The sequence below is a fragment of the Peribacillus sp. V2I11 genome, assembly GCF_030817135.1.
Lineage (GTDB): Bacteria > Bacillota > Bacilli > Bacillales > DSM-1321 > Peribacillus > Peribacillus simplex.
In genome coordinates this window covers 4,704,554-4,731,119 of the sequence record NZ_JAUSYW010000001.1, presented here as the reverse complement: position 1 = coordinate 4,731,119, position 26,566 = coordinate 4,704,554, and the positions used below count along the sequence as shown (strand labels likewise).

General features: G+C 36.2%; 22 protein-coding genes and 7 pseudogenes. 8 read left to right on the top strand and 21 right to left on the bottom strand.

Going from position 1 to position 26,566, the window contains the following annotated elements; translation table 11 throughout:
* Positions 1–58 precede the first annotated feature (58 nt).
* The 6 genes and pseudogenes from QFZ73_RS23160 to QFZ73_RS23140 form a co-directional block, all read right to left on the bottom strand.
* Positions 59–493 (bottom strand): annotated as a pseudogene (locus QFZ73_RS23160) (flotillin domain-containing protein); the annotation flags it as partial.
* Positions 486–635, bottom strand: a complete 150-nt coding sequence (locus QFZ73_RS29020) for a DEAD/DEAH box helicase family protein (protein WP_373459028.1) — start codon at positions 633–635, stop codon at positions 486–488. The pseudogene QFZ73_RS23160 and the gene QFZ73_RS29020, both read right to left, overlap by 8 nt.
* A gap of 205 nt (positions 636–840) precedes the next feature.
* Entirely contained in the window at positions 841–1,293 is a 453-nt protein-coding gene (locus tag QFZ73_RS23155; protein WP_307271160.1) for a PhzF family phenazine biosynthesis protein, read from the bottom strand.
* Between the two features lie 16 nt (positions 1,294–1,309).
* Positions 1,310–2,035 (bottom strand): annotated as a pseudogene (locus QFZ73_RS23150) (B3/B4 domain-containing protein).
* A gap of 87 nt (positions 2,036–2,122) precedes the next feature.
* Positions 2,123–2,756 (bottom strand): annotated as a pseudogene (locus QFZ73_RS23145) (LysE family translocator).
* 266 nt (positions 2,757–3,022) lie between these two features.
* A complete protein-coding gene (locus tag QFZ73_RS23140; RefSeq protein ID WP_373458967.1) occupies positions 3,023–3,655 on the bottom strand; it encodes an FMN-binding negative transcriptional regulator in 633 nt (210 codons plus the stop codon).
* Between the two features lie 134 nt (positions 3,656–3,789).
* Between QFZ73_RS23140 and pdxR the strand changes: the two genes are divergently transcribed.
* The gene (gene pdxR, locus QFZ73_RS23135) at positions 3,790–5,175 is read left to right on the top strand and encodes a MocR-like pyridoxine biosynthesis transcription factor PdxR (protein ID WP_307271154.1); all 1,386 of its coding nucleotides are present in this window, start codon (positions 3,790–3,792) and stop codon (positions 5,173–5,175) included.
* Between the two features lie 44 nt (positions 5,176–5,219).
* Entirely contained in the window at positions 5,220–5,420 is a 201-nt protein-coding gene (locus tag QFZ73_RS23130) for a DMT family transporter (protein ID WP_307271151.1), read from the top strand.
* 164 nt (positions 5,421–5,584) lie between these two features.
* Here QFZ73_RS23130 and QFZ73_RS23125 read toward each other — a convergent pair whose 3' ends face one another.
* Positions 5,585–6,196 (bottom strand): FMN-binding negative transcriptional regulator, encoded by a 612-nt coding sequence (locus tag QFZ73_RS23125; protein ID WP_307271148.1) that lies wholly within the window; start codon positions 6,194–6,196, stop codon positions 5,585–5,587.
* 591 nt (positions 6,197–6,787) lie between these two features.
* On the opposite strand from QFZ73_RS23125, the gene QFZ73_RS23120 reads away from it, so the two are divergent.
* From QFZ73_RS23120 to QFZ73_RS23110, 3 genes and pseudogenes are all read left to right on the top strand, one after another.
* A complete protein-coding gene (locus QFZ73_RS23120) occupies positions 6,788–7,711 on the top strand; it encodes a LysR family transcriptional regulator (protein ID WP_307272999.1) in 924 nt (307 codons plus the stop codon).
* Between the two features lie 116 nt (positions 7,712–7,827).
* A pseudogene (locus QFZ73_RS23115) lies at positions 7,828–8,462 on the top strand (HD domain-containing protein).
* 100 nt (positions 8,463–8,562) lie between these two features.
* Positions 8,563–8,748: pseudogene (locus tag QFZ73_RS23110) on the top strand (hypothetical protein); the annotation flags it as partial.
* Between the two features lie 592 nt (positions 8,749–9,340).
* Here QFZ73_RS23110 and QFZ73_RS23105 read toward each other — a convergent pair.
* The 5 genes and pseudogenes from QFZ73_RS23105 to QFZ73_RS23085 form a co-directional block, all read right to left on the bottom strand.
* Positions 9,341–10,384, bottom strand: a complete 1,044-nt coding sequence (locus tag QFZ73_RS23105) for an aldose epimerase family protein (protein WP_307271145.1) — start codon at positions 10,382–10,384, stop codon at positions 9,341–9,343.
* A gap of 286 nt (positions 10,385–10,670) precedes the next feature.
* A complete protein-coding gene (locus QFZ73_RS23100; protein WP_307271143.1) occupies positions 10,671–12,065 on the bottom strand; it encodes a sugar porter family MFS transporter in 1,395 nt (464 codons plus the stop codon).
* A gap of 316 nt (positions 12,066–12,381) precedes the next feature.
* Positions 12,382–13,806, bottom strand: coding sequence for an L-arabinose isomerase (araA, locus tag QFZ73_RS23095; RefSeq protein ID WP_307271139.1), 1,425 nt, complete (start codon positions 13,804–13,806; stop codon positions 12,382–12,384).
* 52 nt (positions 13,807–13,858) lie between these two features.
* Positions 13,859–14,554 carry an L-ribulose-5-phosphate 4-epimerase gene (locus tag QFZ73_RS23090; RefSeq protein ID WP_307271136.1) on the bottom strand — a complete coding sequence of 232 codons (696 nt, stop codon included), beginning with the start codon at positions 14,552–14,554 and terminating at the stop codon, positions 13,859–13,861.
* Between the two features lie 21 nt (positions 14,555–14,575).
* A pseudogene (locus QFZ73_RS23085) lies at positions 14,576–16,187 on the bottom strand (xylulokinase).
* A gap of 348 nt (positions 16,188–16,535) precedes the next feature.
* Here QFZ73_RS23085 and QFZ73_RS23080 point away from each other — a divergent pair.
* The gene (locus tag QFZ73_RS23080) at positions 16,536–17,627 is read left to right on the top strand and encodes a GntR family transcriptional regulator (RefSeq protein WP_251428682.1); all 1,092 of its coding nucleotides are present in this window, start codon (positions 16,536–16,538) and stop codon (positions 17,625–17,627) included.
* 514 nt (positions 17,628–18,141) lie between these two features.
* Positions 18,142–18,317, top strand: a pseudogene (locus QFZ73_RS23075) (small acid-soluble spore protein H).
* A gap of 116 nt (positions 18,318–18,433) precedes the next feature.
* Here QFZ73_RS23075 and QFZ73_RS23070 read toward each other — a convergent pair.
* Together QFZ73_RS23070 and QFZ73_RS23065 are read right to left on the bottom strand one after the other, a co-directional pair.
* Complete coding sequence (locus QFZ73_RS23070; protein ID WP_307271134.1) at positions 18,434–18,694, bottom strand: hypothetical protein; 261 nt, start codon at positions 18,692–18,694, stop codon at positions 18,434–18,436.
* 89 nt (positions 18,695–18,783) lie between these two features.
* On the bottom strand, positions 18,784–19,227 hold the full coding sequence (locus QFZ73_RS23065) for an Lrp/AsnC family transcriptional regulator (RefSeq protein WP_307271131.1): 444 nt from the start codon (positions 19,225–19,227) through the stop codon (positions 18,784–18,786).
* 120 nt (positions 19,228–19,347) lie between these two features.
* Between QFZ73_RS23065 and QFZ73_RS23060 the strand changes: the two genes are divergently transcribed.
* A complete protein-coding gene (locus QFZ73_RS23060) occupies positions 19,348–19,914 on the top strand; it encodes a cysteine hydrolase family protein (RefSeq protein ID WP_251428674.1) in 567 nt (188 codons plus the stop codon).
* A 356-nt stretch (positions 19,915–20,270) separates the two neighbouring features.
* Here QFZ73_RS23060 and QFZ73_RS29015 read toward each other — a convergent pair whose 3' ends face one another.
* The 7 genes from QFZ73_RS29015 to QFZ73_RS23035 all read right to left on the bottom strand — a co-directional run bounded on the left by QFZ73_RS29015 (position 20,271) and on the right by QFZ73_RS23035 (position 25,757).
* Positions 20,271–20,552: a hypothetical protein gene (locus QFZ73_RS29015; RefSeq protein ID WP_373459027.1), complete on the bottom strand. Its 282-nt coding sequence runs from the start codon at positions 20,550–20,552 to the stop codon at positions 20,271–20,273.
* 343 nt (positions 20,553–20,895) lie between these two features.
* Positions 20,896–21,342 carry a flotillin domain-containing protein gene (locus QFZ73_RS29010; protein ID WP_373458966.1) on the bottom strand — a complete coding sequence of 149 codons (447 nt, stop codon included), beginning with the start codon at positions 21,340–21,342 and terminating at the stop codon, positions 20,896–20,898.
* A 158-nt stretch (positions 21,343–21,500) separates the two neighbouring features.
* Positions 21,501–21,698, bottom strand: a complete 198-nt coding sequence (locus QFZ73_RS29005; protein ID WP_373458965.1) for a hypothetical protein — start codon at positions 21,696–21,698, stop codon at positions 21,501–21,503.
* Positions 21,699–21,725: 27 nt separating this feature from the next.
* Positions 21,726–22,769 (bottom strand): glycosyltransferase, encoded by a 1,044-nt coding sequence (locus tag QFZ73_RS23050; protein ID WP_307271126.1) that lies wholly within the window; start codon positions 22,767–22,769, stop codon positions 21,726–21,728.
* A gap of 3 nt (positions 22,770–22,772) precedes the next feature.
* Positions 22,773–23,399, bottom strand: coding sequence for a class I SAM-dependent methyltransferase (locus QFZ73_RS23045; RefSeq protein WP_307271123.1), 627 nt, complete (start codon positions 23,397–23,399; stop codon positions 22,773–22,775).
* Positions 23,400–23,553: 154 nt separating this feature from the next.
* Positions 23,554–24,264, bottom strand: coding sequence for a hypothetical protein (locus tag QFZ73_RS23040; RefSeq protein WP_251428665.1), 711 nt, complete (start codon positions 24,262–24,264; stop codon positions 23,554–23,556).
* A gap of 770 nt (positions 24,265–25,034) precedes the next feature.
* Positions 25,035–25,757 (bottom strand): sulfotransferase family 2 domain-containing protein, encoded by a 723-nt coding sequence (locus QFZ73_RS23035; RefSeq protein ID WP_251428662.1) that lies wholly within the window; start codon positions 25,755–25,757, stop codon positions 25,035–25,037.
* Between the last annotated feature and the right edge of the window lie 809 nt (positions 25,758–26,566).

The window sequence follows — 26,566 nt, the reverse complement described above, 5'->3', positions numbered from 1 at the left end:
ACAAACTGAGGTAAGAGCAAATAAGTGCTCTTACCTTTCTTCATTATATTTTTCACTGTTACTCTTCCTTGCCTGTTGCCATATTCATGTTCGCTTCGACATTTTCCTGGTTGATGGTGGAAAATGGTAAATTCCGCTTTCCTGGGAAATTCTCAAGCAAGTCTTTGACATCAATTCCCGAAGATGCCTTTAATGACTCCTTCAATGTTGCCATTAAATCCGTTGCATATCCAGTCACTTTATTAGCCCCGCCATTCACACCGCTTCCACTTGTATCCACTACAGTAATCTTGTCGATATTACTAAGTGGGCTTGCCACTTGTTTTGCATACTCCGGCAGCATTTTCAAAATCATGTCCAATACAGCCGCTTGTCCAGACTGTTCAAAAGCTTCACCGATCTTCTGCTTGGCTTCTGCCTCTGCTACCCCTTTTAACCGGATAATTTCCGCTTCTGTCGTACCTTATGCCCTTTGTGCGTCCGCTTTAGCAAGATTCTAAGGCCGGCTCTCTATGTCCCTCATCAAACATAATGAAATTAATCTGATTCTTTAATTTTTCAAAGTGCTCAGGATTTTTCTTTTTTATACTAACAAGTTTTTGAATTGTAATTATCAAGACTTTGTTATTTTTAATTATTTAATACATTATCTAAATAATCCGAACGTATCTCCATATTTTCATTAGGTAGTTCTCCATTATATTTTAAATTAATCCACGTCTTTTTAGAAATAACTTCTTTTATTGAGAAGAGCCCTGCAGAAATCCCTCACCACAGGCAAAATCAAATCTTTCAAATGTAAATATACGGTAGAACGAGAGACCCGTCCCCTTGTCCCTCTCAGTCACTCGATAACCAGTCTCCCTTTGCGACCAGTTGCACCTTCCCGCCAATCCGGATATCATATATTCCATCTTTTAATTTGGCGGCCATATTCACATTTGAGGGACGCCCCATCTCGTAACCCTGATTGACACGAACATCGATCTTTTCTTTATCGAAGAACCGATATTTCAGAAGGTAGCCCGCCAAATTGCCATTTGCGCTACCTGTCGCAGGATCCTCATAAAAGCCTGTGTCGCTCATGAATACCCGTACACGAAGGCAGTTTGGGTCCCTGCTTTCCTCCTCAGAAAAAACAAGCAGGTTACATTTATAATAAGTTTCCAGAAAGCGTTTGAACTGTACAGGGTCGATGCTGCATCGTTGTATCACGTCGACCGATTTCAGTGGGACAATGATGCAGGGCAGCCCTGTGGAGACCAGCTGGATTGGAAAATCTGTCCGTATCATTTTTTACGCTATTTGACTAATCAAAGATTGTAATTTCCCTATTATTAATATCTAATACTTCAATCTTCACAATACCACCAAGTTTATGTGACACTAAATCAGACAATTCTTTTAGCGCCATATGAAACTCATCACTTCTTGTTTCATCTATTAATTCAATACAGAGGAATGCATTTTTCGTATTTTCTGTTAGTATCGTCCTCAGAGTTTCACGCCAATTCCAGCATCTGCATATTGCTCCGTCATCATCTTTATAAACGATTTCACCTTCATATGGTGAAGCATTTTCATCATTTCCCAATAAGGTAAACGGTTCGTTTCCATTTGCCTGCGTTAGCCGAATATCGCCTACGAAAGTGTCGATATTCGGCTAACGCATGGAAGCCCATAACGCATGGAAGCCCATAACGCAATGAAATTGAATTGTAGATGTCAACAAGCGGATTTATTGTTCCGATATGATTGCCATTTTTCACTCTTTTTAATAAAGCTTCAATGGAACACCTTGCCCCTTTCTTTGTTTTGAATTTCTGAAAAGCTTCCCGCCAAACGAATATGACTGGATTACTACTGAATTCCTCCAGACGGAGAAATTTATGTGCTTCTTTCTCTGCCTCCTGCAGTAGCTTCTCGTAGAATTCAACGTCCTTTATAGAATTATCAATCCCCTGGCAAATAACGGTGCCTATTTTTGCATGAGGAATAACGACCAAAAATCATCTTCAATGATGAAGCTAGACATAAAATATCTCTCCATTTCATTTTACTTATTGTCTTAGTGGAATCGATATTTGTTATGTAACAACTCGATGAATTTCATCAAACACTCTTATGTTTTGGAGGGGCTCGCAATGGCAGAGAATACCCCTAGAACAATATATAAATAACCAGTTATCCGATTCTGTAACTTAGAATTCACTTCACTGCCCAGAATCCGCTTTCTAATACTTGCTGCAAGAACTGCATACAGACCATCACTAATAAAAGCTAGGATAATAAATATAATTCCGAAAAGTAAAAATGTATTGTGACCGATCCAGCAGAAGGTGATATGAATTGCGGAAAGAAGGCTAAAAAAAGAGTGCTGTCTTAGGATTCATTACTTCTACGAGCGCTGATTCGTAACATATCTTTAATAACTTTTTGCGAGGGGCTTTTGGAATTTCTGAAGTCGTTCCATCGGATGTAGAAAATAAAGTCTTACACCCCAGATGGATAAGATAAGCTGCACCCAAGTATTTAACGATATTAAAGGCTGTTGCTGATGTCATAAGGATCGCAGAAACTCCAATTGCTCCAGCTAAAACGTGAATAGAACCACCAAGAGATACACCTACTGATTCTATGCCCGCTTTCTTCCCTTGATCTATACTTCTTGCCATAATATACAACACAGCTGGTCCAGGTATTATTAACAATGTAGCAGCAGTAATTACAAATATCCAAATATTTGAAAACTCCATAAAAAGCAACTCCTTGTTGTATTTTGCACATGATTTATTAGGCTCCTCCTTGAATGGTGAACGCCAGGTTACACTTTTTTTAAGGTTCGCTTTCATCAAGGAGGCGATTTGTTGCTCATTTAGAAAAGGAATCTGTTCCAACTGTTTTATAATGAGCTCTTGTCTGTGTAAGGAATGGTTTTGACTTACCTTTGCTTTCCCTTAAAAAGTGATAAACACCATTTTTACTTTTAGGGGTGCCACCACAAACCCTAGTAATATGCCAATCATTCAATTAACCCTTTCCGTTGCCCACGCATCCATTGCGCAACCTGAATTTCCCCTTGTTCATTTGATTTTTCAAGCTCTGTAATAATCGCTTTGTAATCAGTGTCATTACGATTTTGACTCATTTTGGCTGCAGCTTGAATAGATGTGATTTCAATTTCAAAGCCAACTATTCCTTTCATTTCACTCTTAAGCAACTCTGGATCAAACGTTTCCCAGGTCCGACCATTTTCTCGGTGAGACTCATAGTGATTAAGCATAGTATCCAAGGAGGAAATCAGCTCGTCTTCAGTAATTACACGTGCTGATCCATACGCATGTACAGCTAGATAGTCCCATGTAGGAACCTCTTCGCACTGATACCAACTTGATGAAATGTAAGCGTGCTGCCCTTGAAAAATCAGTAACACATCACTATTATTGTCTAAAGTTTTTTTCTGCATGTTTCCGTATGCAATGTGCCCAGTCGTATAGATTTTCCCTCCATCTTCCCGAATTTCCAAAGGAATATGCGTAGCCAAGGGACGATGTTCATCAACAGTAATCAATAAGGCAAACGGGTTAGACTTCATAATTTGAACTGCCTCTTCATTTTTCATACGATATTGCTTAGGAATGTACACAATAATCATCCTTTCAACTTGTATTTGAGTTTTTAAAAATATAAGGGATTAAAAATAAATATCCGATAGAAAAATAATATGATACAAGTTGACATGAAAAAAGGTACAATAATAAAAAAATATACATGTCAGAGGGAATGCAAATGAATAATACCATTTTTACTTTTAATGATAACTCCCCAAAATACAAACAAATTTACAAGAAATTTAAATCATATATTGAACAAGGAGACATTTTGGCGAATGAGCAATTACCGTCCATTCGTCAACTTGCAGATTCCTTACATGTAAGCCGTAATACAACTTTACTGGCATATGAACAACTTGTTGCTGAAGGGTATATTCGTGGAGAGGGCAGAAAAGGTTATTTTGCAAATGAGTTAGAACCCCTCATATTTCAGGAGCCATTAACCTCTTATAATAAAAAGCAGACTGAGTCCAAGAAACCTCCGGTTGTTAATTTCAGGGCAGATGCCGTTGATCAAACACATTTCCCACTGAAAATTTGGAGGAGAATTGCTAATCAAGTATTAACATTACAGGATAGCTTTCGATACGGGGAACCATTTGGGGAAGAATGCCTGCGCGATCAAATCTCCACATATTTATTCCAATCACGCGGAGTGAAAACAAATGCAAATGCAATTATTATCGGAAGCAGTACCCAACAAATGCTTGTATACCTTGGACATATACTGAAGGATGAATTCCAGAGTATTATAGTTGAAGACCCTGGTTACGACGGTGCTAGGGAAGCTTTTCAATTCCATCGTTTTATGATTGAAACTTTGCCGGTTTATGAAACAGGTGCAGAGCTTTCACAATTAGAACAAATGAAATCACAATTAATCTATGTAACCCCTTCCCATCAAAGTCCAATTGGAGTAAGCATGTCTATTCAACAACGGCAAATGCTTATTCATTGGGTTAACAAGATGCGTGGATATATTATCGAAGACGATTATGATAGTGAATTTCGCTATACACAAAAACCATTTCCTGCTCTTGCCTCCATTGATTCAGCAAGAGTCATTTATTTAGGGAATTTCTCGAAGTCCTTTCTTCCAGGAATTCGTTTAAGTTATATGGTCTTGCCACAGCCATTATTAAATCGTTTTAAAAATCAGTTTCTTAATTTTGAAGCTACCACCTCCCTGCTTAGTCAGCTTACAATGGCTAAACTTATGGAAGAGGGAGAATGGAGTCGACATATTAAACGAATGCGCCTTGTTTATAAAAGAAAAATGCAGCACTTAGTATCCGCATTAAAAGAGCAATTCGCTCAAAATATATCCATTATTGGTGAACAATCTGGTTTGTACGTATTAGTCAAAGTACATCTGAAGCATTCAGAAGAATGGTTAATTCAACAAGCTTCCTTTCATGGCGTTACGGTGTATCCTACGTCCATCTACTTCATTAAAAATAACACCGATGGACCAATGGTTAAACTAGGTTTCAGTAATCTTTCTGCCGATGAAATTGATGTGGGTGTGAAACTCTTAAAGAAGGCATGGTTAAAAGAATAACTCCACAATTATTTGGACAAACGAATTGTAGCTCTTTTATTTGAATGTTTAGTGTTGCAATGATGAATAATCTTCATAGGGCCCTTAATTGGAAATCTCTAGCCTTATTTGTTATTGGATTTGGAACGAGCTTCACATTTTTATCCTATGCAATGGAAACACTTCCTATGGGGACAGCTTATGGAATATGGACGGGAACTGGTGCGTCAGGTGGAGCATTATTTGGAATGATCTTATACGAATAATCCAAAGATTGGAAGAGGTAGTTTTTATTTGAGCTGTAGGTCTAAAACTTGTTTCTTAATAAATAAATTGAAGGATAATTTTAAGCCTAATTTCCATCTGAAATTAGGCTTAATTATTTAACAAATCTACCACATCAGTTGAACAAGCCAAGGTCGGATAACTTTTATTTTTGTAGATTTTTCTTCATAAGAGATGCTACTTGTATATTATCTTGTTGAGAAGTGTTTTCTAGATGCTTAATAATTAATTCTTGACGTTCCACAGGGTGATTTTGACTTAATTTAGCTTTTGCTTCAATTTTTGTGATTTTTATTTTAAATGCTACAATCCCTTTACTCATTCCTTCGATAAATCTGGAATCTACATCCTTTAAATTGTATGGGCTATCTGGACTTTCATATTTGTTTACCATATCATTTAGAGAATCGAATATGACTTTTTGATCTTCGACAATCTCCATCTTTCCATATAAATGGATAGACACATAATTCCAAGTAGGAACTGCCATGGTTGTTTCATACCAGGACGGAGATATATAACAGTGAGGACCTTGGAAGATTGCAAGAACTTGTTGGTATTCCATATCCTTCCATTGTTCGTTTGGGCGGGCAAAATGACCATATAAAGCACTTTCACCTTTATTTAATGTGAATGGAAGGTGGGTAGCGTACGGTTCTCCATTGTGTTGAGAAAATAAAGTGGCAAAGCTGTACTTTTCGATAAAATCATAAATTATTTCTTCATCCTTGAGTTGAAAATGTTTAGGTATATACATAATTTAGCTCCTCCTTGATAAAGCCTTCGTAATTTTCGGCTTTCTCCAATTTTTAAAAACTAAGTATTATATGAGATATTTTATTATGTGAATTGACATCTAAAAAGGTACAATTATTAATAATTGAACATGTCAACGATGATTACAATTTTTTGAATTTTATTTTTGGATTTAAAGACCCTTTTGGATCTTCTCCGCGGATATAGCCTGTATAAGAAAGTAATAATGAAAGTTCATTGATTGCACCTTTTATTTTGACGTATATAAACCTACATTTTAGTGAATTAATTACGTTTAATAAAATAACTTCAAACCGTATAAAATAAGGTATTTATGAGGAGCTCTACTTCAATTTGAAGCAGTAATTAGACGTGATTTCTGTTTAACCGGGCCAGACAGGTCATCCAACATCATAGTGAGTTATTTATGAACCAAAATAACAGATAGCTAATGGTGTTTTATAATTTTATCCAGCAATCAGGCCAAATTATGGAATAATTCCTTCAAATAAAGTAATTTAATAGCTAGATTATTATATTGGAAGCATACAGATAGCCAATAATTATTTTCATTAGAAAGGATTGAAATAGTATCGAATTAAGACATTTAGAATATTTTTTAATGGTCAGTAAAGAACTACATTTTACAAAAGCAGCTGAGAAATTAGGAATTTCACAACCAACTTTAAGCCATCAAATTAAAATGCTTGAACAAGATGTAGGCTATGCACTTTTTAATCGTATTGGTAAGAAGATTGAACTTACTAAGGTGGGAGAAATCGTACAACAAGAAGCATTGAATATTCAAAATTCCTTACAAAGTATATCTTCTCAAATTAGAGCACTTACAAAAGTAGAAATCGGGGAATTGAAAATTGCTGTGTTACCAGGAGAAATAACTGATTTGGTAACTACTTTGTGTATTAAATTCAACCAATTATATCCGAACATAAGAGTGTTTGTTCAAAGTACGGATCAAGTGGAAAAGGCTGTTTTAGAGAATCAAGCTGATTTTGGTATTGCTTTTGAATTCAATCGTTATGATATGTTGCTGGTGACGAAGTTGTATGATGAAGAATTTTACCTGATTAGTAATCAAAGTAATGGAGAGCAGAAGGTTTCATTTTCCGATGTTTTAGACAGTTCTCTTATTTTATTTCCAAATATCCATCAATGCAGAAAAATACTTGATAAAACAAGTCTTGAGGTTGGCAGGCAGATAGAACCTATTGTCGAAACGTCTAGCATTGAATCTATCTTGAAGCTCGTTCGAAATGGGGTTGGCCGCAGTTTTGTTTCGCGTACATTATATGAATTTTATGATACAGAGGATTTATATTTCCAACGTATTGAAAAACCAACTTTGACTAGATCTGTTTATCTCGTGATGAAAAAGAACCGTTTTATCAATTATGCAGCACGTAAGTATATTAAGTTATTATTATGTGAAATCGAAAGGTTGCGTTTTCATACAGAAAAAGATGAGATAGCTTCTTTGAAAAGTTCTATATTATAGTTTTTATCTATTATTATCATAGAAATGAATGAATAGATAAATAATAAATTACTCTTTACAATGAATACAAGTTCATGAGGATGAGAACTATCAAATTGTAAAGGGGATTTTCAATTATGTTTCAAGAAGTAGCAGGTATTAAAATTCCAGATTCTCGATTGGCTAAAGAAGCAGCAGATCTTTTACGCGAGCATGGGGACGACTTGTTGTGGAATCATTCAAATCGTGTGTTTTTATTTGGTGCAGTCAACGGAAAAAAAACGAAGCATAATTATGATTTAGAGTTGCTATATGTTAGTGCATTATTCCATGATTTAGGCTTAACAAAAAAATTCAGTAGTCCAGATTTACGATTTGAAGTAGACGGTGCAAATGCAGCGAGAAGCTTTTTCAGTATCAAATTCCAGATGAGTCGATTCGTCTTGTATGGGATGCTATTGCGTTACATACGACACCTGGAGTTGCAGAACATAAAGAGTCTGAAGTGGCACTACTCTTTTCAGGTGTTGGTTTAGATGTGATGGGAGATGGCTTTGAACAATTCCCTGACGACTTGCGTCAAGAAATTATAAAAGCCTTCCCACGTAACAATTTCAAAAAGGACATTATTCCAGCGTTTTATGAGGGCTTTAAGCATAAGCCAGAAACTACTTTTGGCAATATGAAAGAAGATATTATTGAATATTTTAGACCTGAATATAAAAATAAAAATTTCTGTGATTGTATTTTGCATTCACCATGGACAGAATAGGGAACAAAAATGACAACGGAACAACGAATCGTGGTAGAAAGTTTCTAACTTGATTAAAGATGGTGTGTACTTTAAAAAAAGATTGATTATTTTGCTTAATCCAAATCCTGGCTGCCTATTACAGATGAAACTTGGTATTGAACGTGAAGGACTCACACAATCAATGCGTGCCCTTCATCTAATTGAACTTTTAGCTGAAGCTGCCCGGATTGGGTTATTAAATTCCTTCATATATTTGTTTTCTATTGGGCAAGGACTCCAGCCCAATAGAATTTTTAGTAAATAAGGTCTTATCATTTTTAAAACGCATTCTACACTTTTTTTTTGAACATTGTATAACCGTATTTCACAGATGTTTCAACTCCCTCATAATGTTTTGAATAGCGCGCTCATCTACACCGCCATGGAAGGATATTTCAGCGTTTGCCGTTTTGATTTTGCAAATGCTAGTTAAAGGATCTTCTGAAGAGTAGATCGTAAAGATTTTTTATTTTCGGCATGTAATGTAACGGGGACAATCGTTAATTTTTGTTGCGGCATAGGAAAAGCACCTCCTTTGATTGATACAAGTATCGTACCAGGAGGTGCTACGTATTTAATATGAGCTGTTTAAATGGGGGCTTACCTTTAGACGTAGTTTACGACCCGCTATCTAACTGTTTACGCTTAAAGATATAAGTTATCCTCTATCCTCCAAAACTCAGTTCGAGTGAGTGGCTAACTCTTATTCGGCGGGAATCCCACCCGATATATGTCACGACCTATGCTCGATCGCTCTGACAGGCACCGGATGCTGATTCTAACTAGCAGCCGAATCTATGTGAAATTATCGAAACCAAATCCACCTATTCAACACTTTAACACACTAACTGGAAACTTCAGCTGATTGGGGCTCTGACCTCAATTTTGTATTTTGTTTGGGAAGTATAATTTTCTCCTGCTAAAAGAAGAATATCTCCAAAATCTTCAAACTCAATCGCTCCTGGAGCAGCTTGGGTTTCAAACGTTATTCCGCCGTGTTGAATTAATTTCTCTCCGTGCATATGTGGCACACCTTTCACAAAGTTTGCAGTGTAAATGACAACCGCAGGCTCTTCTGTGTATACCTCGACTGTTATTTTCTGGTCAGGACTAATTAATTTGGCTGCAGTTTGATGAAGTCCTGAGCACGCAAGGAAGAATGGATGATCGATTCCTTGAACCTTTTTAACTTCTGCGTCAATTGCTTCAAAGGTTGATTTTAATTTCTTTTGGGTCCGAAAATCATAAGGCGTGCCAATTGTGCTTCGCTTTTCCCCAGTTACCGTGGTATCGTCATTTACTGGTGCAAATTCTTCAGAAAAGACTTGTAAGAAATGATCATCGATTGGATTGCTGGGATGTCCTGTTAAGTTAAAATAGACGTGATTGGTCGGATTAAAAATTGTATCTTTATCACTATTTGCTTGATAGCTGACTGACCAAATATTTAAGTTGTCTAATGTATAAGTCACACTTACTTTCAAATTCCCCGGAAAACCATTCTCGCCATCAGGTGAGTGGGTTGAAAAGATGATCGATGCACTTTCATCCGTCTCCTTCACTTCATAATCCCAGATTTTTTCATCGAATCCAGGGTTGCCACCGTGTAATGTATTCCCTAATTGATTTACAGATGTTTTGTAACGTGATTCACCAATTGAAAATTGGCCATTTTTTATTCTTCCAGCGACTCTTCCTATTGTTGCTCCATAATATGTTTCTTTTTTGTAATCCTCAATCGAGTCAAATCCCAATACGATATTATTACGACCCGTTTCCGTTAGGACGAACAGATTGACGATTCTTGCACCAAAGTTTGTAACTTCTATTCTTACTCCATGATCATTTTCAATAGTAAACAGCAAGGCTTCATTTCCAAACGAGCTTTGTGATGCTTTCATTTTTTTCGGCTCCTTCCCTATTAAATTCCTTCATATAAATAAAAGCTAAAACACCATGAATTGCACAAAAAGTTCAGCAACATTTTAATAGTTGAAAAGCTGAAGTAGCAACTTCGGCCTTAAGAAAGGGAATCATATGAGTAAATCAACATGTTCATAATGTGTATGTGTAGATCATAATTACAGAAGTATTTTCCCTTATGACCCCCTGATTTAAAATGCATGCTTAGCTCTCCAATTTGCGTATAGCTTCTTTGAATTCCGCTCCAAATCTCAAAGGTCTAATTTAAGCACTTTTTCCCTTAGCTTGTCTGCTTTCTCCAATTTTTTCAATTTCCTCCAAAGTATGACCTCGAGTTTCAGGAACGCATGTCCGGATAAATAAAACACCAAGTAAACAAATAGCACCAAAGATTGCAAAAACAGCTTCTTGAGACATCGAAGCGGTCATGATTGGAAATAGCAATCCAACCAAGAAAGAACCAATCCAGTTAAATGATGAAGCTAATCCTGACGCACGCCCGCGAATTACCAGCGGGAAAATTTCTCCAACTATGACCCAAGTTAAAGGAGCCCACGTGAATGAATAAAGTGCTACATAGATACTTAAAAAAACAACCATCATCATCGGATTTGCATTAGGAATTAATAAATTCAATATTGCCGGCAAAATAAAGGATAGCCCCATAATAGTTCCGCCTATTGTTAATAAAGTACGGCGATTAAATTTATCAGCAATCATAAGGAATATTAATGAACCTAGTACGAGAATAACCCCTTGAATAATTGGCCACATCAATACTGAGCTGGCTTCATGCCCTGTTGCTTTTTCCACAATCATAGGAATATAATAAAAAATTGCGTTTGCGCCCTGGAATTGTTGAAACGCAGCAACACCCACACCAGCAATTACTAAATAACGGTATTTGTTACTTAAAAGTGTACCCCATGATGCTTTTTGATTTACCTTTGCTTCCTCTTTAACAGTTTCTTGAATTTGTTTAATTTCAGAATCAATTTGTTCTTTGTTAGAACGAATATAGCCCAACACCTTACGAGCTTCATCAATTTTATTGTTCTTAATTAAAAAACGTGGTGATTCGGGTAACCTTGACACTCCAATAAATAAGATCAAAGCAGGTACGGCAGCCAAACTAAGCATCAACCGCCATGCCATTGTTCCTGGTAAGTCTTTCAATAAATAAGCGACAATGTACGAAAGCAACATTCCAGAGACAATCATTGTTTGATTAATTCCTGACAGACGTCCACGTAAACGTGCAGGCGCCATTTCCGACATATAGGCTGGGACCAATGCAGAAGCAGCACCAACTGCCAACCCTAATAAAATCCGGGCAACAATCATAAAAAGGATTCCATTATGAGGGGATATTCCTGCCAAAATGGATCCAACAGCAAAAATGATAGAAGATATTAAAATCATTTTGCGCCGTCCTAAACGATCAGAAAGTTGTCCGGCCAGGGCACCTCCAAAAATAGCTCCAAACATCAACGATGAGGTAATCCAGCCAATAGCACCGGGGTTGTTTTGAAGGTTCCAATCATGTTGCAGAAAAGGCAAAGCACCCGTCATAACGCCGATATCATAACCGAAGAGAATGCCTCCAAAAGCCCCAAAAAAATAAATGAATCCACTTGAGATTTTCTTTTCATTAACCATTAAAATTCCCTCCTCAAGGTTTTAAAATTATATTTTTAAAATCCCACTACTAAAAATATTGATTGCTTTTTAAGAAAATAATAATAGTGTTTTCAAACTACAAATATATGCTAGTAGATTCATCCTAAAAATTATTTATTAGGATGAATTCTGTGTCGTTATTGTGCTATTAAAACGCTTTCATCTTTTTCCTGAAAACCACGAACACGCTTACGAATTAAGGGATTATACTAATGGTTACTATTCCATTCTTCAACTTCTGGAGTACCTATTTCTTCCCTCCTAGGAAGCACAGCCTCCTTGGAGGGGAGAGACATTACTTAATAACTACGTATTCCAAGCCAACAAGTTTTGCATAGGTTATGATTTGGTCTGTTGTTAAGTTCAATGAAACAACTGTATGGTGACCGCCACCATTCTCAAGCCAAGCTTTCACTCCATCTTGGAAGTTTGGCTTCACTTCCCAAAGTACACGGGCCACTGGAAGGTTTGGTGCTGGAACAGTTGGCTCAAATGCAGAAACTTCATTAATCAAAAGTTTATAGTTTGTACCAAAGTCAGCCATGGAAACAACGACACCGTCTCCTGCTTTGCCGTCGAATACTAAACGTGCTGGATCTTCACGATCACCTATACCTAATGGAGATACGACAATTTTTGGTTTGTTACTTGCTAAAGATGGGTCCACTTCAAGCATATGTGATTGAAGGATTGATTCCTGTCCAGCAGCTAATTCATATGTGTAATCTTCCATAAAGCCAGTTGATTGGTTATGGCTCATCACTTTCAGTAAGCGATCAAGTGCTGCCGTCTTCCAATCTCCTTCACCCGCAAAGCCATATCCTTGTGCCATCAATCGTTGGACGGCAAGACCAGGAAGTTGTTTCATCCCATATAAATCTTCGAAGTTCGTTGTGAAGGCCGTGTAACCACCATCATCAAGGAAACGTTTAATCGCAATTTCATAGCTTACCTGTACCTTTACGCTTTTCTCCCAATCTTCCCTACTATATGTACCATAATCAAATTCATAAAGGCCTTCGTATTCTGCAAATAAAGCATCAATTTCTTCATCAGTAACCGCATTTACATATTGAACAAGGTCTCCGATTCCAAAATAGTCAACTGTCCACCCAAATTGGATTTGCGCTTCAACCTTATCCCCTTCGGTTACTCCAACGTTACGCATGTTGTCTCCAAAGCGAGCGACCTTAATGTTGAAGCTTTCGTTATAAGCAACCGCTACGTCCATCCATTGTGCAATATGCTGTCGCACTTCAGGGCGCTCCCAATAACCTACAACAACTTTATTATGTTTTTTCAAACGGGCATTGATAAAACCATATTCACGGTCACCATGAGCGGATTGGTTTAGGTTCATAAAGTCCATATCAATCGTTGCCCAAGGAATGCTTTCATTGAATTGTGTAGCTAAATGAAGCAATGGTTTTTGTAATAATTTTGTTCCACGAATCCACATTTTTGCAGGTGAGAAAGTATGCATCCAAGTGATGACACCGGCAACTTCGTTACGATAGTTGACTTCTTTCATGATGCTTGTGATTTTATCTGCACTAACAGCTAAATCTTGCAATACAACTGGATAAGGTAAAATACCGCTTTCATTTAATGCATCGGTTATCGTTTGTGCATGCGCCTTGACCTCTGCTAACGCTTCTTCCCCATATAGATGTTGTGATCCAACGACAAACCAAAATTCCCTTTTTTCTGTTGTTAACATAATAATCCTCTTTTCTTAATTCTAATGGTTTGATAATTTGATAGAGTTGATCTTACTTTTGTCCGTAATAAGCATATTTTCCATGTTTTCGTAAATAGTGTTTATCCAAAATATTTTGTGGTAATTCTTTTGAAAAATGATTTAATTCCCGTGTAAATAAATTCATTTTCGAAACTTCATCCAACACCACACTATTCATTACGGCGGATTTTGCATCTTTGCCCCAAGTAAACGGACCATGACCATGAAGTAAGACACCAGGAACGGCTAAAATGCCTAACCCACGCTCTTCAAATGTTTCGATGATTAACTTCCCAGTCTCCACTTCGTACCCACGATCAATCTCCTCTTGTGTTAGGTAGCGGGCACATGGGACGGATCCGTAAAATGTGTCTGCATGAGTGGTCCCCATCGCTGGAACATCAAGGCCTGCTTGAGCCCAGATTGTCGCCCAAGTTGAATGAGTATGCACAATGCCCCCGATTTCTTGGTAATACTTATAAAGTATTGCGTGAGTCGCTGTATCTGATGAAGGCCTCAACTCTCCTTCAACAATATTGCCATCTAAATCAACAACAACCATATCACTGGCTTTCATCGTTTCGTAATCAACACCACTAGGTTTGATAACAAATAAACCACTTTCACGATCAATGGCACTTGCATTTCCCCATGTATATTTCACGAGTCCATATTTAGGCAAGTCCAAATTTGCTTGAAATACCTCTTCTTTCAGTTGTTCTAACACGTCAATCCCTCCAGTTTCCACTCATAACATCAAATTGTCTACAGCGGCCTGCTCAATCACTAAACCCTTCATGTATCTTTCAATAAATGCTTCAAATCCTTTAACATCTACTTGATCAGGATAAATTTCTTGCCCATCAACCTCTTTGAATACTTTTTTGTCGAGGAAGTCTTCTAAACTTTCTTTTTGATCTTTATTCATCATGTAAGATGCAAGAATCGCCATTCCCCATGCGCCGCCTTCTCCTGCTGTTGACATAACTGATACTGGAGTATTCATTGCAGCGGCAACAATTTTTTGTCCAACAAGAGGGGTTTTAAATAAACCACCGTGAGCCAAAATACGATCAATTGCAACATTTTCTTCCTTTGTCAAAATACCCATTCCGATTTTCAAAGCACCGAAAGCAGTAAAAAGGTGAGTCCGCATGAAGTTTGCTAAATTGAAATGACTTTCAGGCGAGCGAACAAATAATGGTCGCCCTTTTTCTAATCCTGTGATATTTTCACCTGAGAAATAACCGTAGCTAAGCAAACCGCCACCATCTGGATCCGCTTCCAAAGCCTTATTCAACATTACTTCAAATAATTTATTTGTATCAATTTTTTGTCCCATTGCCTCAGAAAATTCACGGAACAATCCCAGCCAAGCATTGAGATCACTTGAACAGTTATTCGCGTGAACCATTCCAACTGGACTTCCGTTTGGTGTAGTTACCAAATCAATTTCTGGATATACTTTTGAAAGTTCTTTCTCTAGTACAATCATGGCAAAAAACGGAAGTTCCTACTGAGATGTTTCCGGTACGTTTCCTCACACTATTCGTAGCAACCATTCCAGTTCCAGCATCGCCTTCCGGTGGGCAAATTGGAGTGCCTGGTTGTAAATTTCTTGATCTATCCAGGATTTTAGCTCCAATTTCGGTTAATTCACCCGCTTGCTCGCCTGAAATGTTGACTTTAGGAAGAATCTCCTTTAGCTTCCAAGGATAACCTTTCGTCGAAATTAAATCGTCAAACTGCTTGACCATTGATTCATTGTAATCTTGCGTTGATTCATCAATGGGGAACATGCCTGAAGCATCTCCAATGCCAATTGCTTTATTACCAGTCAATAACCAGTGAATGTATCCAGCCAAAGTAGTAATACAATCAATGCGATGCAAATGTTTCTCTTCATTTAATATTGCTTGATAAAGGTGAGCAATACTCCATCGTTCAGGGATATTGAATTGAAATTGATTAGTTAATTCTTTTGCTGCAACACCAGTTGTTGAGTTACGCCAAGTTCGAAACGGAACCAGCAGCTCCCCTGTACTGTCAAAAGCCATATATCCGTGCATCATTGCAGAAAATCCAATAGAACCTATTTTTCGAATGGTAATTCCGTAATTCCGTTCAACTTCTTGCTTCATTTCACTATAAGCTGTTTGCAGGCCAGTGATAATATCCACTAAGTTGTACGTCCAAATTCCATCTTCCAAGAGGTTTTCCCACTCATAACTTCCAGAAGCGATAGTTTCATAACGATTATCAATCAACACCGCTTTAATACGTGTCGATCCAAATTCGATTCCAAGTGAAGTTTCTCCCTCGGTAATCGCATGTTTAATTTTCACTCGATTCGTTTGCACGTTAATCCCCTCCTGACAGCGCTTTCAATAAAAGGAGGCGCTTAAATATATGAACAACCATATTATATTTTCTGTACGTACATTTGTCAACGATATATATTATTTATACTTACAACTTCCAAGCGCAATACTCCATCCTCACCTTAAAGTTAGTAAATTGGTACTAAAGGAATTTATATGACATGAAACCAAAAGGTAAATAGGGGGAATTTATAACTTTTCTATAATTTATACAAAAAACTAAGGTGATTTGTTTTAATTTATTCAAAATTATGTTAAAATATGTCCGCACAAATATTTTAAGCAAATAAATTAGAATGCAAACAACTATGAAAGAAGTGAGGTTTAATGAAACCAAAGTATCAGGTAATCATTGATGATTTAAAAAATAAAATCCTTACAGGTGAATATAGTGTAGGGGAACAAATTCCTACTGAATCCGTCATGCAAGAAATGTACAACGTTAGCCGACACACTGTACGAAAGTCCATTTTAGAATTATCAAACGAGGGATTCTTAAGAAGTGAAAAAGGATCTGGCACATATGTTAGTAACCAATATCAATCAAAATCTGGTGGCAATTCCAAAAATAAAACGATAGGTGTAATCACCACCTACATTTCTGATTACATTTTCCCTTCTATTATCCGCGGAATTGAAAGAAGATTGAATGAAGATAATTATTCGTTACTATTAGCCAGTACAAATAATGATGTCGAACAAGAAAAAAAAGCCTTGGAAATGATGTTGTCATTTGGCGTGGATGGTTTAATCATTGAACCTACAAAAAGCAATCTATACAATCCCAACATCGGTTACTACCTATCGTTTAAGGAACAAGAGGTTCCATTCATCATGATCAACGCTTTTTATGAAGAATTAGAGGTTCCTTTCTTTTGCCTAGATGATGTGCAGTCAAGCTATCTCGCAACAAAAGAATTGATTTCGAAAGGACACACCCAAATTGGACTCATTTCGAAAATGGATGATTTACAAGGAAAGTATCGAATGAAGGGATATATAAAAGCACTTGGAGAAGCCAAATTACGCTTTCAACCAGAGCAATTGCTTTCGTATACTACAGAAACGAAGCTAGACCTATACACGAACTTGAAAGGGTTCCTAAATGAAAATAGAGACGTGTTGACTGCCATTGTTTGCTATAACGACGAGGTAGGGTTGGAAGTAGCAAATGTATGCAGACAACTTGATATTTCTATTCCCGAACAATTATCAATTATTGGCCAGGATAATTCTTATATTGCGAAAAATGCTAATATCAAACTAACGACATTGACACACCCACAAGAACAAATGGGACATGATGCAGCTGATTGGGTCATTAAGAAATTACAAGGAAAGAAGGATTTACCAAACGAAACCTATTATCAACCAGCGTTAATTGAAGGCGAAACTGTCAAAGAGTTAGAAATACAATAATCTTAGTGTGTGATCAATCACTATATAAATGGAATTAAAGGTTTTTCGAAATGTTTGTGTTTGTCTAATTCTTATAGGTAACCAATCATACCTATGTGGAGGTAGTCAAATGATGAAAACCTTTCAAAAGGAAACCCTTAACCCAGAAATCCAAGAAATGAAAAAATGCTTGCACGGTTTAAAAGATTTACGGATGTTTTAACGCTACCAATTTATCTTGATGTAATTTAAAGGGTCGAAACTATGCGGAAATCGCCGATATGATAGGATGTACCAAGCAAACGCTGTACAATTAAATACTGGCTATCGAGCTAACCGATTAAATGGCCTAGTTCCCGTACAATCTTTGCCCCGTTTTGTTCCATGAGAAAAAGGCTGCCTCAGCAACCTCCCTTTTTGAAGTATGCACCTATTAGTTCAGTAAGGGTGTAAGGGTTCTTGGAAGTATTTTAATAAAACAAGTATCATCTAAGGAAATTGGAACAAATATTATAACTGTTCCAAACCAAATGAGGTGGCTAAACGAACAGAAGAAATTGCTTCTTCGCCAATTATGGCTAATGTAACCTACAACGAGGAAAGTATCTGCATTGAGCACGTAGATGAACAAAATGAACAGCTACAATCCATTCCCTTGATGAACCAAATAAAAAACAAAGCGTTTCTGTAACCAGCTTAAAAGAACAGTAATTTGTCAATATTTCCTCGATACATTAATAAACTTCCACCTTCGGGTGGTGGTTTCATGTTAGATTAAGTTCATTGACCATCTTCTTAAACAATCTATCCCCTTGTTTAAGTCTACACTATATCTCTTTGCCACCTCTTTGATGGCGGATTCCTGGTTTTACCCACATTCCTCGCGATTTTGTGAATAATAAGATAGCAGATCCTGCTACTACGGTAACTAACGTAAACAACCAATGTTGGCCCGTCATCATCAATACAGGAGCTAGACTAACAATTACTATATCAACCATTGCAACACCAACATAAGCAAGCGCATAATCATCTAGTGTTTTACTTTTCCCTTCTGGATCTACGATACGTAAAAAGACTATTCCCATTGCTACTGTTCCAGTCGCCCATCCCCATACTTGGAACGATTCAAGACGATTGGGAATACATTATCCTCCTAAGAATAAAAATATATTTATTATATTGTGGCAGTCAACGGATTATGTTGCTTAATCTCTTGTATTGATAGATATAAAGAATAGTTCCCATAATCAAGAATTTTATTAAGAAAAAGATTCAATAGTTCTTGAGAGTTAACTTTTATTTTTAAATGGTAACAGCCTTCTCCCGATACTCGGTGAGCTTCAACTATCTCATTTCTATCATTAATAAAACGTATAAACGAATCATGGTTTGCTGTTTTCATATAAATAATGACAAATGCTGTATAAGAAAGTCCTAATTTCATTTCATCGACTAATAGAGAGTAGGTTTTAATTACACCATTTTCCTCAAGTTTTTTAATACGATTTCCTACTGCTTGTCCCGTCATATGAATTTGTTCACCTAAGTCTTTCCATTGAATACGTGAATTTTCGGATAATAACCGAAGGATCTGAAAATCAATGTTATCAAGTTCCATAATTAATTCCTTTCACCATGAAATGCTTTGATATAAAAGTGTTTCATCAAAGTATCGATGGAAATCAATATATCATTTATCATTATATTGCACTAAAATTTTTTTAAAGAGGTGGAAAAAATGAGTACAGCTTTAATCATTGTCGATATTCAAAATGACTATTTTCCAAATGGAAAGATGGAATTAAGCAACCCTGAAAAAGCAGCCGCTAATGCCGCTAAAGTTCTTGAATGGTTTAGACAGAATAACAAAGATAATATTTTTCATGTCCAGCATATCGCAAGTGATCCAGGGTTAGGCTTCTTTCTTACGAATACGGAGGGAGTTAAACTAAATGAGGCTGTTCTACCATTAGAACACGAAAGCATTATCATAAAACATTTCCCTAACAGTTTTTTAAAGACTGAATTAGAAATCAAATTAAAAGAAAAAGGAGTAACAAAGCTAGTGATTTTAGGGATGATGACGCATATGTGTATTGATGCCACAGTCAGAGCTGCAGTGGATCTAGGCTTTGAAACTACACTTATTGAAGATGCATGTGCGACAAGAGACTTATCTTATCAAGATAAGGTCGTTCCAGCTGAACAGGTTCATTATGCGTTTGTCAGTGCACTTAACGGTATGTATGCCAATGTAATTTCGACCGAGGATTTCCTGCAAAAAAAAACTAACACAACCTTGTAGAACCAATAATTTATTATAAGTGGGAGTTTGTTTTAAAACAAGCTCCCTTTTTTACTGATGTTAGACTTGTTATCCAAGTTATATCTTGCAGTTTCCTGCAAATGTGCAACTACCGGTCGCACAAAAAAACTCATACCAAAAAAAGAGAAATGATGGTAAAGGTATACCGTCACATGCCCATCAAGCTAGGGCATGTAACAGTACCTCAATACTAAAATACCTGTATCAAATAAACACTCTTCTCACGACCAGAATAAGAATAGACAATCAACTTTTGAAAGCTTTATGCAAAGCACTAGAAGCTTTGGTGAAGTAGGTATTATCAAATCCGAACCCAATAAAGTTCCGATTTACATTTATAGCAGGCTGTTCTGTTGATCCCGCACCCATAAACAATCCAATTTAGTTTCACCTTTATTAGTATGGGTTGCAATGATTTTTTCAAGAACAATAACTGGCTTTTGACAAGGGTGAACTCTCACTTTTCCACTAACTATACGTGCATCATAAGAAGCCCTATCATAATAAGAATTAAACGTTCTTTTTGTTCCTTTAGTATAGGAAATAAAATATTCTCTTGAGTTTGACAAATAATTTACTTTGGCATTAATTGGGACCGGATTGGTTTTTTCCCAAATTCAACTTCAGATTTTCCGCAGCTATTGATATATCATTCATTTTAAAAATATCGTAAAAAATAACCATTGTTCCACCTGGAATTAGTACTCTTTTAAATTCTTATGGCTTCGATGAAAAAAATCCACTCTTTTTTTAAAACTTTTCTTTTTACTTTAATTGCTTCATTAATCCCATCTAAAAACAATGGATGATGAATTACTTGAAAACTGAGTATGACGAACATATTTATTAAGTATAAAAGGCTAGATAAGCGAAAACTATTCAAAAAAAGGTAAGAGCATACAAGTAGCTCTTACCTCCCTTAAGTTTTTCACTGTTACTCTTCCTTGCCTGCTGGCATATTCATGTTCGCTTCGACATTCCCCTGGTTGATGGTGGAAAATGGTAAATTTCGCTTTCCTGAGAAATTCTCAAGCAAACTTTGACATCAATTCCCAAAGATGCCTTTAATGACTCCTGCAATGTTGCCATTAAATCCGTTGCATATCCAGTCACTTTATTAGCCCCGCCATTCACACCGCTTCCACCTGTATCCACTACAGTAATCTTTTCGATATTACTGAGTGGGCTTGCCACTTGTTTTGCATACTCCGGCAGCATGTTCAAAGTCATGTCCATTGCAGCCGCTTGTCCAAACTGTTCAAAAGCTTCAGCGATCTTCTGCTTGGCCTCTGCCTCTGATACCCCTTTCAACCGGATAATTTCCGCTTCTGTCGTACCTTGTGCCCTTTGTGCGTCCGCTTTAGCAAGACCGTCCATACGAACACGTTCCGCTTCCGCCTTCGCCATGGCTTCAATTTTATACTTATCGGCATCCGCTTCTGTAATCTGGTTTCATCTTGTTGGCAGAGGCTACCTGCTCTACCGCATAACGGTTGGCATCAGCCTTTTTCTTCACTTCTGAATCATATTGCTTTTCACGGCGAAGGATTTCTTTTTCCTCCAGCTCAATTCTGCCGTTCGATTATCCTGATTTGCATTTCCTGTTCTGTTACATCCTGCTTAGATCTGGCCGTTTCAAGATCCGTAAGCTTGGTAGCTCGTGCTTTGGCAATATCCTGCTCACGCCGGAATTCCGCCACCTTTAGCTTGACCGATAATGAAAAAAAAAAGCATCTTTGCTCGACTTTTCGGAAAGCGAACACAGAAGCTATATCCTATAAATTTGAGCCCTAAAGTTCATTATTCAAAAAGTCATTCCAAGCCCTCAAAGCTACATTTTTTCCAAATATAGAGATCGCTTTTTTTCTTGCTTCACTACTAATTTGTTGAGACAAAGCTGTTGATTGGAATAGATTACGAATATACTCTTGTAACTCTAATGGATTATCTGAAAAAAATCCTGTCCTTCCATGTTCAATCAATGATGGAATTTCATAGAGATTATAATTACTACCGTGGTGTTTAAGATTACCTAAAGATGGACCGATAGCGACAATTGGAATGCCAGTCATCCAAGCTTCTATAAAGTTGAGAGTATAGCTAGCTGGCCATGTTCCTGTGTAGAAATAAACACGGTTATCACACAGTTCTTGTTTAAGCTGCTCAAAAGGAACCATTCCTTTTCCCCATGAACCTACTTTTTCACTGTCTAGTCCGAACAAGGCACGTTGAAACGGTCTCGTCGTTTCCTCGAAAAAAGTATAATGACGATATTTATCCGCATACATCATAATCCTCGAAAATGTAATAACCTGAGATTTTTGACCATTCCAATTACCATATTGATTTTCGTCTTTATAAAATCGAATCAGTCCATCTTCTCCAATGAAACCTGGAATATCACGTTCTTTTGGTGAATAACGAATAATTTTCATTCCTTGAGCTCTATACGGTGCCATAAAATTTTCTGTCGTTTCTAAGCTCTGTCCAATTGTCCTCCAAATAACTGTTTTATGCTTCATTACATCCCAATTTGTTTCAATAAATGTGGGACTATGCATGACTATAATAACATCAAAATTATCAACAAAATCTTTAGTTAATTTCACATAATGATAAAAGCCCGGACTATATGAAGCAGGATTAATCTGCAATTCTTCCCATTTTTTAGATATATTCGAATCATTTTGATGATTAAATAAATTGGGTCTATATGCTCGACCCTCTTCAGTTGAACTAAAACCAAGAGAGAAAACTTCATGTCCTAATTCTTTTAAAAGAAGTATCTCTTCATCTTCAAGGACTTCATGCATAGATACATATAAAATTTTCAATTATTATATCTCCTTTATCCAAATACTCTGGTGAAAATCTAACAAACAGATATATCCTTTTTGTTCAAGATAATCTTTTGTTAGTGTAGGCTTTCCACCTCCTGGAAGGAAATTATCATCTAATAAAATAATAGTTGAGGGACTTAATTGTTTTTCAATAGCCTTAAACTCTTTAAGGTTGTGCTCTTGACTTTCTAATCTTCTTTCTTGGAGATTAGGGCCATCATCCATGGAATAGTGAAAGCTATCAAGGTAGATAAGATCAACTGGCCCCTGATATTTTTCTAGATAAGCGACAGAATCCGAGGCAATGAACTCTTTGTCAGCCTGATAACCAGATGTCCATTCTTTAACGGTTTTAATAGTATTAGGATTAATATCAATTGAAATTAGTTTACCGCCGTATCTCGAAATATACTCACAGAAGATAGTAGTAGAACTCCCATCACCTTTTTCAAGCCATTGACTTCCAGTTTCTATAATAACTGGATTTTCTTTTCTTTGGCTGAGTAAATTAAACACAATTTGAAAAGTGAAGTAACGAGGATTGGTACCATTTTCATAATATTGATTAAAGAACCAGTTAAAGGGCCAGTCAGGTCGTGTGTAGATAAGCCACCTATTCATCATTAAGATACACCTCTTTTTCATAATAAATAATATTTCACGATATAACACTGTTAATTAAAATCTTGCTTTACAAGAATGTTACTCTTTGCTTTATAAGGTACAATATATATTTATATTATAATGTTCATCTTTATACTTAATGTCTAAATCATTTTTATATCTCTAGAAATGGACCAGATCCTGGTGGATGTCCATTGTTCCCATGTTTTAATGAATTGTATGCGTCTTCAGGTGTTTTTTCCGCAAATCCTGATTGTTGAATAAGGTCTTTTCTTAAAAAAAAGGCATTCACACCTTTTGAATCTGTACCAAGAAGCCCATACCCCATTTGTTTTCCTAATGCGGTTAAAGAGGTAAGACTTGCTCCATAATAATCTGTTCCATTCCAATAATGTGTAGGGTTATATTGCATCACCCACTTTTTTGGTGGTGGAAAAGCAGCATTATACTCTATTACAACAACTCGCGGTTTATAATCACCAAGTTCTTTCCATACCCAATAATCGTTTCCATCTATATCAATGGACAATAGATCTAATTCAGTTGGTACATTATTTGTTTTAAACAACGTATCTATGTTTTCTTTTGTAATAAAATCTTGGACTAAAACAACTTGATGTAGTCCTTTACTTTTATAGTTGTTTACTAATCTAGTATAAGATTCAGTACTTCCTTCAATTAATAATCCACTCCACTGTTTATACATGGAAAGATAAGAAGTGTTACATTCAATTCCCTCTTCTACTCCAAATTCCACAAAAAATTTATTTGTAGTACCTATCCGATTAAATAGTTCCTCAAGTACTCCGTCTTCTCCATTTTGAGATTGGATTTTTTTTTCATATGCATTTATATTATCCACCACTTATTTTCTTCACACCCTTTTCATGTTTTGTTATAGCTTTAATTCCGTCTATTCGGTTAATCTTTTCTACACATGTTTATATACATTATTATGCTTCCTTATAAAAAGTTCTTATTTTCCACATAATTAGTCAATAGTCTACTCTAGCTAAGTAGTGTTATTGTGGAGATAGTGATCATCTTTATTGAGCCGTTACATCCCCTGTCTTTGCAATGGGATGTATATGTATAATAGGCGAACTGTGTACTAATAATTCTAAATGACTACGAACATCGAACTATTTTAAGTGTAAATATGCCAATATGGAGTTAGTATAGTTTCATGGACACATGATACCTTTAATGTGTACATAAAAGAACAAAAGAAGGAAGACATAAATAAACAGGCTGAATTAGAGGAAAAAAGAAGTTAATTGAGGCTCAACTGAGCAGTCAAAAGAATGAGAAAAAAGGATTTCTATCAAGGATTTCCGAATAAACTAGACCATTATTCTTTAAAAGGATCTTGGTGTTGCTAGAGGGTTTAAAACGCGCGAACCATAAATGTAATGTGCAGATAAAACCCATTATGTGAACTAGAATTTGAAATGCTTGTCTTATTGTCTATAAAGAAAAAAATTGCTATATCCTCACTAGTTAATGTGTTGACTATTGATAATCCCATAAAGAAATTTCTCCATAAAAAAAACGAACTTTTTACAAATTCAGCTTTAACAAATGAAACGTTCAACCAAATCTAGGGGAATACATTAGGAGTGTTATAACTCAAGCTTAATGTTGTCTTACTTGATTTATAAACTTATTAAATTCTATTGTTTGGTCAGAATTTAATTGTTGAATTTTTGTTTCTAATAGATTCTTTGCAAACTGATACAATTCTAAATCCAACTCATTTTTACTTTTTACAAGTTCGAGCACACCTTTTGAAAATGGTATTTCCGCGGGACGAGTCTTCCCCTTATTAGCCAATTGGTAATGATTAATATTCCAGCCACATTCATTTTTTATGAAAAAGAGAGATTCGTTAAACATTTCCATAATCCCTGGAACTGCAAAATGATTGATAAGGTTTTCTTTCGCCTTCTCCAAATCTGGTGTCAGACCTCCCGCCAAATATAAAGTTTGCCCATTTGAAACATTAGCATCATAAATGGGAGAATCGATAAATTCTTCAAAACTTACATTTTGAACATTCCCAAAAGCCTGTTCGGACCAAAAATAATAAAGTGAAATGAGACGTTCAACCGGATCGCGAAGCATGGTTAAATAAGTGTATGGCCTTTTAATATGCTGATGAACTCCAAAAGGAAAATGTCCGATTACACATTTCATCTTGTTAGCTTTTTCTATTAGTACTTGATAATCATAGCTATATTTCCAAAACTCATTACCTTTATATTGATCTTCTATTATACGTGATAGGGTTGTCCCCGCTGTTTTGGGGATATGAACGAAAATAAACAATTTATCTACAGGATCATTTGATAGACTCATAATTGTACTTCCTCCATTCATTAATCAAAATTTTTGTTTTTCTCTATATCTTATTAAAATTACAAATGGAGTGCTTGTACATGCAACTAAGAACGATGAGTGTCACTGAAAAAAAAAGGTAACATAAAAAAACTGCTAAACATATCTCTTTCCGTAATAGTGTCCCAAAAATACAGGAACGAACGAACGTAAAGTAAAAGATTTTTATTGTATATTTAAAGCATTTAGTGAAGGGATATAATTTAAAGAAATCCAAAAGAAAAACCTGTTAGTGCAACAACACTTTTTTCTAATGCATATAATGTTCGTACTGCGTAATAAAATAAATAGTCTTACGCCCCATTATTTTAAAAAACTAAAAACTATTGTTGATCAAAATGGATTCTTTTCTAGTAATTAAGTTTACAATTTTCAAAAAATAGTTTGATTATTTTTTAGTGATCCTTAATGAACTCCCTCAGTTTAATAGATAATGCTCACGAATACTCGCTTATTCGCAGGATTTCAAAACACATGGTATAGTTTGCTTTAGATAAACGAAAGAGATAGGACCGTTTTGATAAGATGAGGGCAGATTGAAATAGGGGATCTATTTAAAATCCCATATTATTACATATGCTGCACGCATTTACCACGCTGCCCCTGGAGGCTTTCCCTCCCATGTCTCAACGGGTCATAATCCTATGCCCTTTCATTCCTTCGTCATGCCTATCCAAGGGGTGGAGGCCGGTTTTGCTAACGGAACGGGTCATTGCCCTTTTGTTCATTACATCCAGTACTTCGTGCTTTCTTTGAAATCCTATGAATAA

Excerpts from the sequence above, each read along its gene's own strand:
- QFZ73_RS23035 (WP_251428662.1), bottom strand. The coding sequence starts at position 25,757 with ATGAGTCTATCAAATGATCCTGTAGATAAATTGTTTATTTTCGTTCAT.
- QFZ73_RS23080 (WP_251428682.1), top strand. The coding sequence starts at position 16,536 with ATGAAACCAAAGTATCAGGTAATCATTGATGATTTAAAAAATAAAATC.
- pdxR (WP_307271154.1), top strand. The coding sequence starts at position 3,790 with ATGAATAATACCATTTTTACTTTTAATGATAACTCCCCAAAATACAAA.
- QFZ73_RS29010 (WP_373458966.1), bottom strand. The coding sequence starts at position 21,342 with ATGGCGAAGGCGGAAGCGGAACGTGTTCGTATGGACGGTCTTGCTAAA.
- QFZ73_RS23130 (WP_307271151.1), top strand. The coding sequence starts at position 5,220 with ATGTTTAGTGTTGCAATGATGAATAATCTTCATAGGGCCCTTAATTGG.
- QFZ73_RS23060 (WP_251428674.1), top strand. The coding sequence starts at position 19,348 with ATGAGTACAGCTTTAATCATTGTCGATATTCAAAATGACTATTTTCCA.
- QFZ73_RS23105 (WP_307271145.1), bottom strand. The coding sequence starts at position 10,384 with ATGAAAGCATCACAAAGCTCGTTTGGAAATGAAGCCTTGCTGTTTACT.
- QFZ73_RS23155 (WP_307271160.1), bottom strand. The coding sequence starts at position 1,293 with ATGATACGGACAGATTTTCCAATCCAGCTGGTCTCCACAGGGCTGCCC.
- QFZ73_RS23140 (WP_373458967.1), bottom strand. The coding sequence starts at position 3,655 with ATGATTATTGTGTACATTCCTAAGCAATATCGTATGAAAAATGAAGAG.
- QFZ73_RS23045 (WP_307271123.1), bottom strand. The coding sequence starts at position 23,399 with ATGATGAATAGGTGGCTTATCTACACACGACCTGACTGGCCCTTTAAC.
- QFZ73_RS23070 (WP_307271134.1), bottom strand. The coding sequence starts at position 18,694 with ATGGGAATAGTCTTTTTACGTATCGTAGATCCAGAAGGGAAAAGTAAA.
- QFZ73_RS23065 (WP_307271131.1), bottom strand. The coding sequence starts at position 19,227 with ATGGAACTTGATAACATTGATTTTCAGATCCTTCGGTTATTATCCGAA.
- QFZ73_RS23100 (WP_307271143.1), bottom strand. The coding sequence starts at position 12,065 with ATGGTTAATGAAAAGAAAATCTCAAGTGGATTCATTTATTTTTTTGGG.
- araA (WP_307271139.1), bottom strand. The coding sequence starts at position 13,806 with ATGTTAACAACAGAAAAAAGGGAATTTTGGTTTGTCGTTGGATCACAA.
- QFZ73_RS23125 (WP_307271148.1), bottom strand. The coding sequence starts at position 6,196 with ATGTATATACCTAAACATTTTCAACTCAAGGATGAAGAAATAATTTAT.